15 protein-coding genes are annotated in these 15,355 nt (G+C 69.2%); 10 read left to right on the top strand and 5 right to left on the bottom strand.

Annotated elements, in window-relative coordinates; all coding sequences use genetic code 11:
- Positions 1-67: 67 nt before the first annotated feature.
- The 6 genes from DV707_RS11505 (at position 68) to DV707_RS11480 (ending at position 6,764) form a co-directional block, all read left to right on the top strand.
- Complete coding sequence (locus DV707_RS11505; protein ID WP_103991562.1) at positions 68-1,831, top strand: histidine kinase N-terminal 7TM domain-containing protein; 1,764 nt, start codon at positions 68-70, stop codon at positions 1,829-1,831.
- A 24-nt stretch (positions 1,832-1,855) separates the two neighbouring features.
- Positions 1,856-2,521, top strand: a complete 666-nt coding sequence (locus DV707_RS11500) for an NfeD family protein (RefSeq protein ID WP_103991563.1) — start codon at positions 1,856-1,858, stop codon at positions 2,519-2,521.
- A gap of 290 nt (positions 2,522-2,811) precedes the next feature.
- Complete coding sequence (locus tag DV707_RS11495; protein WP_103991564.1) at positions 2,812-3,672, top strand: DUF7096 domain-containing protein; 861 nt, start codon at positions 2,812-2,814, stop codon at positions 3,670-3,672.
- Positions 3,673-3,711: 39 nt separating this feature from the next.
- Positions 3,712-4,407: a DUF7345 domain-containing protein gene (locus DV707_RS11490; protein WP_103991565.1), complete on the top strand. Its 696-nt coding sequence runs from the start codon at positions 3,712-3,714 to the stop codon at positions 4,405-4,407.
- A 373-nt stretch (positions 4,408-4,780) separates the two neighbouring features.
- A complete protein-coding gene (locus tag DV707_RS11485; protein WP_103991566.1) occupies positions 4,781-6,022 on the top strand; it encodes an SPFH domain-containing protein in 1,242 nt (413 codons plus the stop codon).
- 121 nt (positions 6,023-6,143) lie between these two features.
- Positions 6,144-6,764, top strand: a complete 621-nt coding sequence (locus DV707_RS11480; protein ID WP_103991567.1) for a winged helix-turn-helix transcriptional regulator — start codon at positions 6,144-6,146, stop codon at positions 6,762-6,764.
- A gap of 39 nt (positions 6,765-6,803) precedes the next feature.
- On the opposite strand, the gene DV707_RS11475 is transcribed toward DV707_RS11480, so the two are convergent.
- Entirely contained in the window at positions 6,804-7,313 is a 510-nt protein-coding gene (locus DV707_RS11475) for a hypothetical protein (RefSeq protein WP_103991568.1), read from the bottom strand.
- Positions 7,314-7,393: 80 nt separating this feature from the next.
- Positions 7,394-7,639: a DUF7123 family protein gene (locus tag DV707_RS11470; RefSeq protein WP_103991569.1), complete on the bottom strand. Its 246-nt coding sequence runs from the start codon at positions 7,637-7,639 to the stop codon at positions 7,394-7,396.
- 198 nt (positions 7,640-7,837) lie between these two features.
- On the opposite strand from DV707_RS11470, the gene DV707_RS11465 reads away from it, so the two are divergent.
- Positions 7,838-9,742: a flippase-like domain-containing protein gene (locus DV707_RS11465; RefSeq protein WP_103991570.1), complete on the top strand. Its 1,905-nt coding sequence runs from the start codon at positions 7,838-7,840 to the stop codon at positions 9,740-9,742.
- A gap of 30 nt (positions 9,743-9,772) precedes the next feature.
- Here the strand turns inward: DV707_RS11465 and DV707_RS11460 are convergent, their stop codons facing one another.
- Both DV707_RS11460 and DV707_RS11455 read right to left on the bottom strand, forming a co-directional pair.
- Complete coding sequence (locus DV707_RS11460; RefSeq protein WP_103991571.1) at positions 9,773-10,390, bottom strand: DUF84 family protein; 618 nt, start codon at positions 10,388-10,390, stop codon at positions 9,773-9,775.
- 258 nt (positions 10,391-10,648) lie between these two features.
- A complete protein-coding gene (locus DV707_RS11455) occupies positions 10,649-11,491 on the bottom strand; it encodes a cobalamin-binding protein (RefSeq protein ID WP_103991572.1) in 843 nt (280 codons plus the stop codon).
- A 292-nt stretch (positions 11,492-11,783) separates the two neighbouring features.
- Between DV707_RS11455 and DV707_RS11450 the strand changes: the two genes are divergently transcribed.
- From DV707_RS11450 to DV707_RS11440, 3 genes are all read left to right on the top strand, one after another.
- On the top strand, positions 11,784-12,833 hold the full coding sequence (locus DV707_RS11450; protein WP_103991573.1) for a transcription initiation factor IIB: 1,050 nt from the start codon (positions 11,784-11,786) through the stop codon (positions 12,831-12,833).
- Between the two features lie 192 nt (positions 12,834-13,025).
- Positions 13,026-13,454, top strand: a complete 429-nt coding sequence (locus tag DV707_RS11445; protein ID WP_103991574.1) for a zinc ribbon domain-containing protein — start codon at positions 13,026-13,028, stop codon at positions 13,452-13,454.
- Between the two features lie 60 nt (positions 13,455-13,514).
- Positions 13,515-14,021: a metal-dependent hydrolase gene (locus DV707_RS11440; RefSeq protein ID WP_103991575.1), complete on the top strand. Its 507-nt coding sequence runs from the start codon at positions 13,515-13,517 to the stop codon at positions 14,019-14,021.
- 107 nt (positions 14,022-14,128) lie between these two features.
- Here DV707_RS11440 and DV707_RS11435 read toward each other — a convergent pair whose 3' ends face one another.
- Entirely contained in the window at positions 14,129-15,325 is a 1,197-nt protein-coding gene (locus tag DV707_RS11435) for a 3-dehydroquinate synthase II (protein WP_103991576.1), read from the bottom strand.
- Positions 15,326-15,355 lie beyond the last annotated feature (30 nt).

Here is a 15,355-nt window from a genome sequence, read left to right as displayed (position 1 = left end):
CTGCGCCGAACGCGGAGGCGACACGCACGTAACTTTTTACCACCGACGGCCTTCGGGAGTGATACCCGTGCTCTCCGCGTTCCCGTGGCTGGCGGCCGCGTCGCTGGCCTCGGGGGTCGTCTCCCTGGGGTTTATGCGGTACCTCTGGCCGTATCGGGACCGCCTCGGCGGGCGGTTCTTCCTCGCGACGATCGGATGTGAGGCGCTCTGGTCGCTGTCGTACGGGCTCGCGCTGTTCGTGTTCGATCCGGCCCTGCGCGAGGCCTTCGAGGTGCCGATCTGGACCGCGATCAACTTCATCGGGGTGTTCTTTCTCGCCTTCGCGCTGGAGTACACGGGGCGGGGGCACCTCCTCCGGTCGAAGGCGATGGGGAGCGTCGTCGCCCTCCAGGTGCTCCACACTCTCCTCGTCGTCACCAACCCGCTCCACCGGATCGCCTGGAGCGACTACGCCGTCGAACCGACCTACGGCCTCGCGACCGTCGTCTACGCCCACCAGCCGTGGCTGTTCGTCAACGCCGCCGGCTTCATCCTGATGATCGCGGTCGCCTCGTTCCTGCTGGCGGATACGGTGTTCAGCTACGGGCCGCTGTACCGGACCCAGGCGGCGGCCATCGCCGTCTCGCCGATCTTCCCGGGCGTCCCGTTTCTGCTCTGGTTGGCCGAGGTCGGCGCGACGCCGCCGCTGAACCTCACGCCGCTGCTCTTTCCGGTCCACCTGGCGTTCGACATGTACGCGTTCTTCTCCCGGGACATGTTCGAGATGGTGCCCGCGGCCCGGCGCGTCGCCGACCGCGCCGCCATCGACAACCTGGGATCGGCGGTCGTCATCGTCGACAGCGGCCGGCGGATCATCGAGTGCAACGACGAGGCGGGGCGGCTGCTCGGCACCGCCCGGAGCGACGCGCTCGGTCGACGGCTCGAAACTCACCTCGACGACGTCGACCTCGACGGCGACAACGAGCCGATCACGCGACGGCGAGCGGGCGGGAAGCGGACCTACGCCGTCGCGACGTCGCCGCTCACGGACGCCACCGGGGCCGCCGTCGGCGACACCATCGTCTTTCAGGACATCACCGAGGAGCGCCGGCGCGAACAGCGTCTCGCCGTTCTCAACAGGGTGCTTCGGCACAACCTCCGGAACGACCTGAACGTCGTCTCCGGCTACCTGGAGATGGCCGAAGCGCGCGTCGACGACGAGGACGTCCGGCGGATGCTCGACGTCGCCGCCGAGAACACCGCGGGAGTCGTCGAACTGGGCGAGAAGGCCCGCTACATCGAGCGGGCGCTGGACGCGGGCGTCGACGACCCCGACCCCGTCGAACTGCGACCGCTTCTCGAAGAGATCACCGAGGGGCTCTCGGAGACGGAACCCGATGCCGGGGGACGCTCGGAGACGGAACCGGCTGCCGAGATCACCGTCGACGTCGACGACGACGTGACGGTCCGGGCGGCCCCGTCGCTCCTGGAGGCCGTCTTCGAGAACCTGCTGGAGAACGCGATCGAACACGACCCCTCCGAGACTCCGACCGTGACCGTCCGGACCGCAGAGGACGAAGCGGAACCGGGGTTCCTCGCGGTCGAGGTCGCGGACGACGGCCCGGGGATCCCCGAGCACGAACTCGCCGTCCTCGACGAGACGGGGGAGACGGCCCTCGAACACGGGAGCGGACTGGGGCTGTGGATCGTCACGTGGGGCGTCGACTCCCTCGGCGGCGCCGTCGACTTCGAGGTCGGGGCGTCGGGGACGAACGTGGTTCTGCGACTGCCGACTGCGTCCGAGACGGCCGGCTCGCGGGGCGACGGCGTCGCGGAGCGTGACAACCCTTAATCGTCCGCCAGACCTACGGAGCGTATGCTCGAAGGTGCGCCCTCGATCGCCCTGCAGCTCTCGATCCCGCCGGAGACGCTGCCGCTGCTGCTCGTCGTCGCCGGGATCGGTCTCAGCGTCCTCGAAGCGTTCGCGCCGGGCGCGCACTTCGTCGTGCTCGGCGTGGCGCTGTTGGCCGCGGGGCTCGTCGGCCTCCTCTTGGGGCCGCTCGCCTCCCCGATCGTCCTCGGCGTTCTCGTCCTCCTCTTCGGGGCGGTCTCGCTCTACGGCTACCGCGAACTCGACATCTACGGCGGGAAGGGCTCCGGGCAGACCAGCGACTCGACGAGCCTCCGAGGCCGAACCGGACGGGTCACAGAGCGGGTCACGCCAACCGAGGGCGAAGTCAAACTCGACGAGGGTGGGTTCAATCCCTTCTACTCCGCCCGATCGGTCGACGGCGAACTCGAAGAGGGGACCGAGGTCGTCGTGATCGACCCCGGCGGCGGCAACGTCGTCACGGTCGAGTCGCTGTCGACGAACTACGACGAGATCGATCGGGAACTCGACCGCGGGGCCGCGGCGGCGGGCGACGACGAGAGCGCCGGCACCGACTCGGACGGTCCGACCGGCGGGGACGACCCGAACGCCGAGGCCGATTCCGACGCCGATTTACAGACCGAGCGGGAGACCGAGAGCGACCGAGCCTGATTGCTGCGATTCGGTACCGCGTGGCGATCTGTCAAGCCTGATTGCTGCGATGGCGATCTGTCCAATAGTCACTCGCGTGCGCGATGGAACAATCGACCGGCGTGACCACGTGTCAACACGGCGCGACCACGTGCGGGGACTCGCCGTCTCGTTGGATCGGGATTGGACACGTTCCGTCCCGCAAACTGGGCGTAACCGTCGATATCGACGTAAAACGGGATTAAACGAGCACAAACCGGGATCAGCGACGTCCGTTTATATACGACTTTCCGCCGTCTCCGAGAGCGGAGATGAGGCGAAACATCACAGTCGTCGTCGCGCTGTTGTTGGTCGTGAGTGCGATCGCCGCGGTTCCGACCGGGGCCCTCGCACAGGAGACGACCACGACCGCCAGCGAGACGGCGACGCCGACCGATACGGAAACGAGTACCGCCGCCGACGAGGCGGACGACAACGCGAGCATTCCGCTCGGGGCGCGTCTCGGCGGAATCGTCAGTACGCAGCAGACCGAACTCGAGACCGAACTCGAGGGGCGCGCGTTCGGTATCGCGGTCGCGAACGCGAAGAGTAACGACTCGAAGGCGGCCGTCGTCGCGGCGCAGTACGGCGACCTCGAACAGCGCCTCCAGAACATCACGGAGCGCAAGCGGGCACTCGAAGAGGCCCGGCAGAACGGCTCGATGAGCGAGGCTCGGTTCCGAACGGAGATGGCGAAACTGCACGCCCGAACGGAGGGCGTGAAACGGCTCGCGAACCACACCGAAAACGCGACGCGGGGCCTCCCGGAGGAGTCGCTGCGGTCGAAGGGCGTCAACGTCACTGCGATTCGGACCCTGAAGAACGACGCCGGCGAGCTGACCGGTCCCGAGGTCGCCGAGATCGCTCGGGGCATCGCCGGGGCGTCCGCCGGCAGCGCCGCGGGCGGTCCGGGAGCGGATGCCGGCCCCGAGTCGGACGGCTCGGCCGAAAGCGCCCCCACGGACCGACCCGGTGACTCTGACTCGCGCGAGCGGAGCGACGGCGACGCCACGGACGCGGCGACGGCCACGCAGAGCGAGGAACCGACGACGTCACGGGACGGTACCGAGAGCCGGACCGACGGCGACGCGGACGCCGCGTCCGGGTCCGGAAACGCCGGCGGGAACAGATAGCCGTTCGGCACTACAGACGAGACACATCCGAGACAAACAATGGACGATACAACCCGAGCTGTCGTCGGCATCGCGACCGCGTTCGCCCTCGTCGTTTCGGTCGGGGTCGCACCGGTCACCGCACAGCAGTCTGCACCCGAACCCGCGCTCGAGATCGCGCTTCACGAGGACGGATCCGCGGCCGTCACGCTCGTTTCGACGTTCGATCTGACGGACGACAACGAATCGGCGGCGTTCGAACAGCTGCGGGACGACGAAGACGCGCGGGATCGCTTCCGCACGGCCTTCGCGGAGCGTATGCGATCGCTCGCCGCGAGCGCGGCGGAGGAGACCGGCCGGACGATGTCGGCTCGCGACGCCGAACTGTCGCTCTCGACGGCCGACCGAACCGGTGTCGTCGAGATGAGCGTCGTCTGGCACGGCCTGGCGGCCGTCCGGGACGATCGCGTGGTCCTCACGGAGCCCTTCGCGAGCGGGTTCGACCCCGATCGCACACTTCGCGTGAGCGCTCCCGAGGGATACGCGCTGACGTCGGTGTCACCGTCTCCGGACGGCAGCGACGACGAACGAGCCGTCTGGGCCGCCGGGACCGATCTCGACGGATTCTCCGTCACCGCGTCGCCCGAGGGGGAGCCGACGGCCACCGACACGACCGGCAGTGAGGCCCCCGGATTCGGGATTGCGATCGCCCTCGGTGCGTTCCTCGCTGCGGCCCTCCTTCTCGTCCGCCGCTGACTGTCGCAATTCTGCCGCCATCGCGCGGTGCCGAGGTTCGTTGGCACCCGTCGAACGGTGCTGTCCGTTGGGTGCGGAAACGTCGATGGAGAGATACGACGGCCTCGGAAGCCCGCGGGCTCGGCGACGCCGACCCGCTGTGCTCTCCGCCGTTCACTACGCTCGTCCCTGCGGTGTCTGCTCACGGGCGTTTCGGTCCCGTTCGCGGGGGCCGAGGCGGCTCCGCCGTCTCGCGGCTCGCGTCGTCCCCGCCGTCGACGCGCGACTCCCACCACTCCCACTCGGCAGCGGTTGACCGGCTGGCAACCGCCTGACCAGACACGACCGAAACCGCCGGGCCAATGCTTATGAACGCGACACACTAAGTCCGGGTATGGTATTTGGTCCCGTTTCGCTACAGACCGGCATCGGGCTCCCGACCGTCGGGATCCTGGTACTCCTCCTCGCGATCGTCACCGTCTACCAGATGGTCGAGATCGTCGACGCCTACGAGAAGGAGGCGCTGACGGTCTTCGGCGAGTATCGGAAGCTCCTGGAGCCGGGTATCAACTTCATCCCGCCGTTCGTCTCGCGGACGTACCCGTTCGACATGCGGACGCAGACGCTCGACGTGCCCCGACAGGAGGCGATCACCCGCGACAACTCGCCGGTCACCGCCGACGCCGTGGTCTACATCAAGGTGATGGACGCGAAGAAGGCGTTCCTCGAGGTCGACGACTACAAGCGCGCGGTCTCGAACCTCGCGCAGACGACGCTGCGGGCGGTCATCGGCGACATGGAACTCGACGACACGCTCAACAAGCGGCAGGAGATCAACGGCCGGATCCGACGCGAACTAGACGAACCCACAGACGAGTGGGGAGTCCGCGTCGAGAGCGTCGAAGTGCGCGAAGTCAACCCCTCCAAGGACGTCCAGCAGGCGATGGAGCAGCAGACGTCCGCCGAGCGTCGCCGGCGGGCGATGATCCTCGAAGCGCAGGGCGAACGGCGCTCTGCGGTCGAGCAGGCCGAGGGGGAGAAGCAGTCGAACATCATCCGCGCGCAGGGGGAAAAGCAGAGCCAGATCCTCGAAGCGCAGGGCGACGCCATCTCGACGGTCCTGCGGGCGAAGTCCGCCGAGTCGATGGGCGAACGCGCGATCATCGAGAAGGGGATGGAGAGCTTAGAGACGATCGGCCAGGGCGAGTCGACGACGTTCGTGCTCCCCCAAGAGCTCACGAGCCTCCTGGGCCGCTACGGTCGTCAGCTGACCGACTCGGACGTGCAGGAGTCCGCCGGCCTCGACAGCCTCGACTTCGACGCCGAGACGCGCGAGCTCCTCGGCCTCGACGACATCGAGGAGATCCTCGGCCAGATCGACGAGGCGACCGAGATGGACGTCGAGGAACTCGAACAGGAGGCCGAGGCGATCAAGCAGGGCGGCGGCACGGACATCAAGAGCCCCGACGAGATCATAAGCGAGGCCGACGGCGCCTCGTTCACGGAGCCCGACGAGGCCGTCGACGACGCGGATACGCCGACTGACGCCGACTCAGATGCCGACGCCGGCTCCGATTCGGACGGCGGGGACGCCGAAGCGGATACCGACCCCGCCGTCGAGACCGAACGCGAGTAAGCGTCCGCTTCCACAGCGGCACCGGCGGCGCTGTTCTGAAGCGCGCTGGCCCCTCTTTTCGATCGATTGACCCGAACGAAGCGCTTTTGACCGCGTCGGACCGTACTACCCACGAACTCGAATGGCGGACCGCGAAATCGACGAGGAGAAACGGACGACGCTGCGGCGCTTCGCTGCCCTGGGAGCCGCCTCGCCGCTCGCGGGACTCGGCGCCAGCGGGAGCGCCGAGGCCGCCGAGACGACGAGCGACGCCCGCGACGCCATCGTCGGTTACGTCGCGTCCACGCCGGGCGCACACTTCTCGAAGATCCGCGACGATCTCAGCCTCGGGACCGGGGAGACCCAACACCACCTCCGCCGCCTCGTCGACGACGGCACCCTCGTCTTCCAGCGGGACGGCGACTACAAGCGCTTCTTCCCGGCGGGGCGGTTCTCGGCGTTCGAACGGACCGCGCTGGGCTATCTCCGTCGGCGGACGCCCCGGGGGATGCTCGTCGAACTCCTCCGAGACCCCGGACGGACCGGCGCGGAACTCGCCGACCGCCTCGACGTCTCGCGGGCCACCGTGAGCGGTTACGCGAGCGAACTCGACGAGGCCGGGCTGCTCTCGCGAGACGGCGCGTACGCGGTCGAGCGGCCGGAGACGGTCCTCACCCTCGTGATCCGATACGCGGACTCGTTCGGGCCCGAGGCGGTCGAACTGTCCGCCGAGGCCGACTCGCTCCTTCGGTACGATCCCTGACGGAGGAGAACGGAACCCGCGGTCGTCGGAGAGAGCGTCTCAGTTCTGTGCGGTTCCCGTCCCCTGGGCCGACTGCGCCCGCTCCTCGACGTCCGACCTCGGAACGAGCGCCCGCACGGCGTCGGTGTTCAGAATCCCCAGGATCCCACCGGCATCGCCGGTCACGACCACCGCCCCCAGCGAGCGGTACTCCGCTTCGACGGTGACGCCCTCGGCCTCCGCGGCGGTGTCGCCGAGCGCGGTCACCGCCTCGTCGAGGTACTCCTGCTGGAGGGTCGCCAGCTCCTCTTGGGCCTCCTGCTGGGAGATGTTGCCGCTCTGGAGTTCCGATCGCAGTCGGGCCTGCTCCTCCTGGATCGCCTCCTGGTCGATAGCCGCGATTGCGGCGACGCCGTCAGCGCCCGCGTCGGACCCCGAATCCACCTGCTCGTCGGAGCCGCCGTCGCCGCCGAGGTCGAGTTGGTCCGTACATCCGGCGAGCAGCGTCGCTCCCCCGACACTTATGCCTTCGAGAAGTCGTCGTCGCTTCGTGGGCGTCGGATCGTCCATCAACACTCCGCGTTCGTTCCGCGGATGGATAACGGCTACTGTTCGCCGGTTTCGCGTCGGCGCGGCCCCGTCGCTCGCGACTACCGCGTCACTTTCCAGGTCGTCCCCGACGAGTAGCCCCACTTCTCGACGGTGAGACCGACCTCGCCGTCCAGCAGCGCACGCATATTCGCGCCGACCTCCTTGGCCGAGAGGCCCAGTTCCTCGGCGATGAGACGGGACTTGAAGTACGTCCGCTCGTCGACGTTCGCCCGGAGGTACTGGAGGATCCGGTGCTGCTTGTCGCTGAGTTTCGGTGCGGTCGTCGCGGTGGCCGTCGCGCTCATACCTACGTCTACGGGACAGCGCCCTATGTTCGGTTTGGTACGGAGGGTTAACACTCCGCAGTGGTGCGATCTTCCGATCACGGCGCCGGTATTCGACACCCTGGGGTCGCCTGGAGGTACGGTCGTCTAACCGAAGCGGCCGGGCCCACGCGCGTCGAGACAGAAAGTTCATACCTGCCGGAGAGCCAGGGTTGGGTAATGGCTGGTCACCCAGACGGCACCGACGGTGACCCTTCCGACCCCGCTCGCGTCGAGAGCGTCGGGAATCGCACCGAGGGCGTCGGCGGGGAGACCACGGACCGGGACGTGACGGTGAGCGTCGTCCTTCCGGCCTACAACGAGGCCGAGACGATCGAGGCGACGGTCGCGACGACGCTCGGCACGCTCGCCGCGTTCCTCGATCCGGGGACCTTCGAGGTGATCGTCGCCGAGGACGGCTGCGACGATCGGACGCCGGAGATCGCGGACCGACTGGCGGCCGAGGACGATCGCGTCCGGCACTTCCACAGCGACGAGCGGCTCGGACGGGGTGGGGCCCTGGAGCAGGCGTTCGAGGCGGCCCACGGCGACACCCTCGTCTACTTCGACACGGACCTGGCGACGGACATGCGGCACCTCGAAGAACTGGTCGAGCGCGTCCGCTCCGGGGAGGCCGACGTCGCAACCGGCTCGCGCTGGATACCCGACAACGTCGCGGACAGGCCCGCGAAACGCGGCGTGCCGAGCCGGGCGTACAACGGACTCGTGCGCGCGTTCCTCCGCTCGGACCTCCGCGATCACCAGTGCGGGTTCAAGGCGTTCAGCCGGGAGGCGTTCGAGGCGCTCCGAGACGACGTCGGCGACGACCACTGGTTCTGGGACACGGAGATGCTCGTCCGCGCGCAGCGGGCCGGCTACGAGGTGGCGGAGTTCCCCGTCGACTGGGAGCCGCAGAGCGACACGAAAGTGGACCTCGTCCGCGACGTCCTCGGGATGGGGAGTCAGATCCTCCGGACGTGGTGGCAGCTGTCCGTCCGCCCGCGGCTCTCGAAGCGGGTCGGCCTCGTCGCCGGGGGCGGACTGGCCGTCCTCGCGCTCGTGTTGATGACGCAGTACATCGACTTCGGGACCGTCCTCTCGGAGATGCGGGCGGCCGATCCGGTCCTCGTGGGCGCGGCGACGGTCGTGTACCTCCTCTCGTGGCCGCTCCGTGGCCTCCGCTACCGCGACATCCTCGCGGAACTCGGCTACCGCGAGCGCGTCGACTTCCTGACGGGCGCGGTGTTCATCAGTCAGACCGGGAACCTGGTGTTCCCCGCCCGCGCCGGCGACCTCATCCGAGCGTACGTGGTCAAGGCTCGCCGGGGCATTCCGTACCCCTCGGGGTTCGCGTCGCTGGCGGCCGAACGGGTATTCGATCTGCTCACCATCGCGTCGATGGCCGGCGTCGTCCTCGTCGGGTACACCGTCACGGGACAGACCGCCGAACTCGCCCGGGCGGTCGTCGGCGCGGAGGGCGCGGGCCGGGTGGCCGTCGCCGTCGCCCTCGGCGTCAGCCTCGCAGCCATCGGCGCGGTCGGCGCCATCGCGCTCTCCGCGCGGAGCGACCGCGACTACGTCACGGAGGCGGTCCACCGGGTGAGCACGGACTCCTACGCCGACTTCGTCGCCGGCGTGATCGGGCGGTTCGTCGGCGACCTCCAGACGGTCGCCGGGACGCGCCGGGGGTTCGCCCGCGTCGGCGCGACGAGCGTGCTCGTCTGGACGCTCGACGTCGTGACTGCGCTGCTCGTCCTCGCGGCGTTCGCGCCGGGGCTTCCGCTCGTCGAACTGGTCGCGGTGAGCTTCTTCGCCGTCAGCGTCGGCAACCTCGCGAAGGTGCTGCCGCTGTCGCCGGGCGGGATCGGACTCTACGAGGGCGCGTTCACGCTTCTCGTGGTCGCGCTGACCCCGCTCGGCCCGGAACTCGCGCTCGGTGCGGCCGTCCTCGATCACGCCGTGAAGAACCTCGTCACCGTCGTCGGCGGCTACGCCTCGATGCTCGGACTCAACGTCTCGCTGACGACCGCCGTCGAGGAGACCCGCGAGGTGCGCGGCACCGAGGAATCGCCGAAGCTCGACTGAGTCGGTCTCTGACCGTGCGCCCCGATCTTCTCAGTACAGATCGCTCAGGAACGGCGACGCGGCGGCCGCGACGGCGGCGTCGAGCGCGTCCGTCCGGGTCAGTTTTCCGCCCGTGAACGCACCCGCTGCTCCCTGCTTCTCCGCGACGTTCGACTCGCCGAGGACGTCGTCCATCACGGGGCCCAGTTCCTCGCCGTCGCCGACTCGCGCGGCGATGGGCGTCGGCAGCGGGAGGCTCGGTCCGGCCCCGACCCCCCAGCGGTCGCCGTCGGTGACGGCGGCCCACATCACGAGATACAGTTCGGTGGCGGCCGGCGCCCCCGCTTCGCTGTCCTCGCCGGCTCCGGTCGCCGACGCCCCGATCCCGGAGCCCTCGAATCGGCCGCCCGCGACGCCGCCCTCCTCGATTCCGACCGCCGATTCGTCGAACCCCGCGACGCCGCCCTCGATGCCGACGCCGAGGTCGTAGGCGTCGGCTCCGAGTGCCGTCTCGGCCCTGTTTCGCGCCCCTCGTCGCGTCTCGTCGTGGCCGAACGGCTGTTCGGAGACACCCGAGGGGACCGGTTCGGCGGCGACGTCGTCGTCGGGGAAGACGCGAACGGTCGCCTCGCGCTTCACCGGGTTCCCGCTGCCGACTGCGATTCGCATACGCACGAGTGGACGCACCCGAACGTTACGTGTGTCGATTTCGGCGCGACCGGCCGAGCGTGCGCTCCCGTAGTCCGTGTGGCGAACAGTCGGTACCGTGCGGCCGGGGGACCTTCGCCCGGCGCTCGCTCCCGCGCCGACGTACCGAACGACCGCTGCCCGGCGCGGGGCTGTCTTCACGTCACGCCCGGTCTGGCCCCGGCCTCGTATATGAACGTACGCCCGACGCGAGGCCGGACCGCAGACGGCCTCGGCGGCTTACGCCCCGTCGCCGTCGAACCGCCCCGCGAGCGCCTCGATGCCGTCGACGAGCGCCGGACTCGGCTGGTTCAGCAGGTCGTCGTCGAGGACGTGAACCGTCGCGTCGACGTCCCAACCGCGCTCTTCGAGGACGTCCGGATCGACGCGGTCGCCGTGCCCGCAGTGGTGGACGACGACGTGGTCCGGGTCCGCGGCCTCGACCCGCTCGCGCGAGACTTCGCGGGAGCGCCCGCCGGGATCGCAGAACGGGTACCGGCCGCCGGCGGCCTCGACGGCCTCGGGGACCCAGTTGCCGGCGGCCATCGGGGGATCGCCCCACTCCTCGCAGTAGACGAGGGGGCGCGGATCGCCGTCGGTCCCGTCTCGGTCCGAATTGCGCGCTGCCGTTCTCGATCGGACCGCGGCGATCCGATCGCGTGCTTCCGCCGCGAGCCGGTGGCCGGCCTCGGGCCGTCCCACCGCGCGGCCGAGCGTCGCGAACGAGTCGAGGACCTCGTCGAGCGTCGCCGGTTCGACGTGGCAGACGTCGTAGCCCCGCTCGCGGAGGTCGTCTCTGACGTCCGCCTGGAGGGCGTCGGCGGTGCAGACTACGTCCGGATCGAGGTCGGCCAGCCGGTCGTAGTCGGGGTTCAGCCAGCCGCCGACGACCGGGCGGTCGAGCGTGCAGTGGGTCGTGACCCCGACGACGGCGTCGCCGGCGTCCATCGCCGATAGCGTGGCGGTCGCGCTGGGCGCGAGCGAGACGACGCGCTCGACGGGGCGGGCGTCGGCGCGTTCGGAGCGCGGCGAATCCGCTCGGTCGGCGTCGCTGCCGGCGTCTGCGGCCCCGGTCGGATCCATACCGGGTATCTCGTCGTCGGGCGCAAATGCGTTGCGGAGGCGGCGACGGTCGAATTCGGGGCCTGCGGACGTGACTGCCGACCTCCGGCGGGAGGGGTGCGCGTCTTCCGGATCCAACTCGTATATAAATCATCACGGTCGTTTTCGATGGATCCCTCGGTCCGGGGCTGTGCGTTCGATTCGGGCGAGCGATTCCGAACCCTTTTTATATTCTCCGTCGGTGGAGTTGGTACGGACCGCTCCGGGCCTCTCTTACGCGTATCTGTGGCACGGAGCATTCGTCGCTATACCGATGAGCGAGAAGAGTACTTACACTCGCGTGAACGCGAGCACGAGAGACGAGTCGCGAACGAACGAGGGCCGAGACGGCGACTCGGCCGGCCAGCGGTGGGTTCGACCCGGAGAGGAAGAAGAGGAGACCGAATCCGAACAGGCCGACGAGGAGCTGTCCTGTCCGGAGTGCGGCGGCAACGTCGTCGTCGACGACGAACACGGCGAGACCGTCTGTGACGACTGCGGGCTGGTCATCACGGAGGACTCCGTCGACCGCGGTCCCGAGTGGCGCGCGTTCGACGCCAAGGAGAAGGACCAGAAGTCCCGCGTGGGCGCGCCGACGACGAACACGATGCACGACAAGGGGCTGTCGACCAACATCGACTGGCGCGACCGCGACGCCTACGGCAACTCGCTGTCGTCGAACCAGCGCCAGAAGATGCAGCGGCTCCGCAAGTGGAACGAGCGCTTCCGCACGCGAGATTCGAAGGAGCGCAACCTCAAGCAGGCGCTCGGCGAGATCGACCGGATGGCCTCGGCGCTGGGCCTCCCCGAGAACGTCCGCGAGACGGCCTCGGTCATCTACCGCCGCGCGCTCGACGAGGACCTGCTGCCCGGACGCTCGATCGAGGGCGTCGCCACCTCCTGCGTCTACGCCGCCGCGCGGATGGCCGGCGTCCCCCGGTCGCTCGACGAGATCTCGGAGGTCTCCCGCGTCCCCAAGAGCGAGGTCGCGCGCACCTACCGATACATCGCCCGCGAGCTGTCGCTGGAGGTCAAGCCCGCCGACCCCGAGCAGTACGTGCCGCGCTTCGCGTCCGAACTCGGCCTCTCCGACGAGGCGAAACTCCGCGCGCGCCAGCTGCTGAAGAACGCCAAGGAGAAGGGCGTCCACTCCGGGAAGTCGCCGGTCGGCCTCGCCGCCGCCGCCGTCTACGCCGCGGCGCTTCTCACCAACGAGAAGACGACGCAGGCCGCCGTCAGCGACGTCGCCGACATCTCCGAGGTCACGATCCGCAACCGCTACCACGAGCTGCTGGAAGCCGAAGAGAGCATCGGCCTCGCGTAGTCCCCGCGCCGTTGATCCGGCGGTCAGGCCGCCGGAGTCGACCCCGTACTTTCCGTCGGATTCCTCCCCTTCTGAGTGCGCCGGTTTCCCCGAATCAGCGCCCGAGACAGCCGATCTATCGGGCTTCGTCCGATCCGACCCGCGCGGTCGTTTCCCGGACGTTTATAAACTCCGACGTCGTCGACCTCGGGTATGACCGGAACGCGCCGCCGTGCGTTGATCGCGACACTCGTCGCCGTCCTCGGTGCAAGCCTCGGCGTCGCCGGTGCGGGCCACCTCTACCTCCGCCGCTGGCGACGCGCGGCCGCCTGGTTCTCCTTCGTCGTGGGCGCGGCGCTCGTGCTCCTGTGGGCGTTCGTCGACCCCTCGACGCTGAACCTCGCGGATCCGGCGGCCGTCGCGTCGGTCGATCCCGCGACGCTCCCGGTGGCCGTCACCGCCCCGCTGTTCGGGCTCCTCCTGGTCAGCGCGGTTGACGCCTACCGCCTCGCCGTCGCGGGGCCGCGGATGACGGACGAACCGCAGTGTCCGAACTGCGGCGGGGAACTCGACCCCGCCATCGACTTCTGTCCGTGGTGTACGATCGAACTGGAGTGGGAACGGCCCGGAGAACAGCAGTAAGCGGGCCACGGAGTCGCTCGGAGATAGCCAATCACGCACCGTCGGTCCGAGAGCCCTGATATGCTTCCGCTGGAGCACTTCATCGTCGCTTTCCTCCCCGTGCTTGGCTACGTGCTGGTGCGGGACGGACGGCTCCCCACACTCCGCCTGGTGGCGCTCGTCTTCGTCGGGAGCCAGTTCCCGGACCTGATCGACAAACCGCTCGCTCACCAGTTCGGAGTCATCCCCTCCGGACGGGTGTTCATGCACTCGCTGCCCGTCGCGGTCCCGTTCCTCGCGGCGGTCGCTCTCTACGGGTGGAAGACGGACAGAAACAGGCTGAGTTCGGCCTTCGCGTTCGCGCACCTGTCGCACCTCCTCGCCGACAACTACAGACCGCTTCTCCCGCCGTCGCCGACGGTTTCACCCGACCTCCTGTGGCCGTTCACCCCGCCGGCGACGCGCGCGCCGGTCCCGCACTGGGCGGGTCCGGGCGGGATCAACGTCCGACTCTGGACGCTCTTTTCGGCCGTCGTGCTCGCCGTCTGTGCGTACGTGCTGGTCGCGGACGTGAGAGAGCACTTCTGACGCCGTCAGACCGGATCTCGAACCGACGGCGCGTTCGGTGATTGTTCAGACTGATCGACCGAGATCGAAGGCGTCGGGCGGTTCGGGCGTGTCGGGACGCTCCCGGGTTACTTTTCGATGATGCTCTCCTCGACGGCCTCGCCGAAGTGCCGGGCGGTCTCCTCGTAGTACAGCAACACCTCGTCGCCGGCTTCGAGGTCCGTCACCGACTTCCGGCCCTCCCGCGTCGGAACCTTGATCGTCTCGGCGTTCTGCAGGAGCGTCTCGACGCGGTCGCCGTCGATCTCGGCCTCGACGCGGAACATCGGCCGCTTCTCGATCTTCACGCGGCCGACGACGGCCTCGCGGGTCTTCCCCTCGGAGTCGACGATCTGCACCTCGTCGCCGCTCTTGAGTTCCGAGAGGTACTTCGTGCCGCCGTCGGGCGTCCGGACGTAGGCGTGGACCGCGCCGGCGTTGACGCGGAACGGCCGGGAGGCGACGTACGGCGACTCGGCGGTCTCGGCGTGGACGAAGAAGAGCCCGCGGCCCATACTGCCGACGAGCATCCCCTCGTCGTGCTCCATCAGGTTCCCGGTGTCGACGCAGACGCGGTCGGCCATCCCCGTGCGCTCGACCGCGGTCACGGTCGCCCACTCGAGGTCGAGCGTCTCGCGCTCGGCCTCGTCGCGGATCTCGACGGTCTTTCTGATCTCGTCGGGGTCGTCCGAGTCGATGAGGACGCCGTCGGAACCGAGTTCGAGCGTCTCGAACGCCGTCTTCGCCTCTTCGGCACTCGTCACGCCGGCGATCAGGTCCGTCTCCTCGCCGATCCGCGCGATGAGGTTCTCGAGCGGGATGATCGTCCAGTCCTCGCCGACGACGATGGTGTACTCGGCGTCCTCGGCGGCCGCCTCGGCGAACCCCTCGTAGTCCTTCGAGAGGATCCGGACGTAGGCCCCCTGCGCCCGCTCGTCCTCGCGGCGGAGCGTGGTGAGATCGGCCGACCCGGAGAAGTCCTCGGGGAGGTCGACCGTCCCGTCGCCCTCTCCGTCCTTGCCGACGATGTAGGCGTCGGCGTGCTGGTCGTCCGCTCCGTCGTCGTCTCCGTCCTCGCCGGCCTCGACGTCGTCGATGAGGCTGCTGTCGGCGTCGGTCTTGAACGCGGCCACGGAGACGTCGCCGAGCGAGCGCACGCGGGCGACGTCGGCCTCGTCGACGAGCACCCAGTCGACGCCCGCTTCGAGGCCCGCCGTGATCCGTCGCTTCCGTGTCTCCCAGTCGCCGACGCTGTCGTCGGCCTTGAGCCAGACGCTTCGTGTCATCGTTGTCGGTGCAACTCGGCCGGAGCGCTT

Origin of the sequence: Halobellus limi (assembly GCF_004799685.1) — an archaeon.
GTDB classification, from domain to species: Archaea; Halobacteriota; Halobacteria; order Halobacteriales; family Haloferacaceae; genus Haloquadratum; species Haloquadratum limi.
The sequence above is the reverse complement of the archived record's forward strand: the minus strand, read 5'-3'. Positions and strand labels throughout refer to the sequence as shown.

Coding starts and splice junctions, on each gene's coding strand:
- DV707_RS11465 (WP_103991570.1), top strand. CDS start 7,838: ATGGCTGGTCACCCAGACGGCACCGACGGTGACCCTTCCGACCCCGCT.
- DV707_RS11485 (WP_103991566.1), top strand. CDS start 4,781: ATGGTATTTGGTCCCGTTTCGCTACAGACCGGCATCGGGCTCCCGACC.
- DV707_RS11435 (WP_103991576.1), bottom strand. CDS start 15,325: ATGACACGAAGCGTCTGGCTCAAGGCCGACGACAGCGTCGGCGACTGG.
- DV707_RS11470 (WP_103991569.1), bottom strand. CDS start 7,639: ATGAGCGCGACGGCCACCGCGACGACCGCACCGAAACTCAGCGACAAG.
- DV707_RS11490 (WP_103991565.1), top strand. CDS start 3,712: ATGGACGATACAACCCGAGCTGTCGTCGGCATCGCGACCGCGTTCGCC.
- DV707_RS11495 (WP_103991564.1), top strand. CDS start 2,812: ATGAGGCGAAACATCACAGTCGTCGTCGCGCTGTTGTTGGTCGTGAGT.
- DV707_RS11500 (WP_103991563.1), top strand. CDS start 1,856: ATGCTCGAAGGTGCGCCCTCGATCGCCCTGCAGCTCTCGATCCCGCCG.
- DV707_RS11445 (WP_103991574.1), top strand. CDS start 13,026: ATGACCGGAACGCGCCGCCGTGCGTTGATCGCGACACTCGTCGCCGTC.
- DV707_RS11475 (WP_103991568.1), bottom strand. CDS start 7,313: ATGGACGATCCGACGCCCACGAAGCGACGACGACTTCTCGAAGGCATA.
- DV707_RS11460 (WP_103991571.1), bottom strand. CDS start 10,390: ATGCGAATCGCAGTCGGCAGCGGGAACCCGGTGAAGCGCGAGGCGACC.
- DV707_RS11455 (WP_103991572.1), bottom strand. CDS start 11,491: ATGGATCCGACCGGGGCCGCAGACGCCGGCAGCGACGCCGACCGAGCG.
- DV707_RS11480 (WP_103991567.1), top strand. CDS start 6,144: ATGGCGGACCGCGAAATCGACGAGGAGAAACGGACGACGCTGCGGCGC.
- DV707_RS11450 (WP_103991573.1), top strand. CDS start 11,784: ATGAGCGAGAAGAGTACTTACACTCGCGTGAACGCGAGCACGAGAGAC.
- DV707_RS11440 (WP_103991575.1), top strand. CDS start 13,515: ATGCTTCCGCTGGAGCACTTCATCGTCGCTTTCCTCCCCGTGCTTGGC.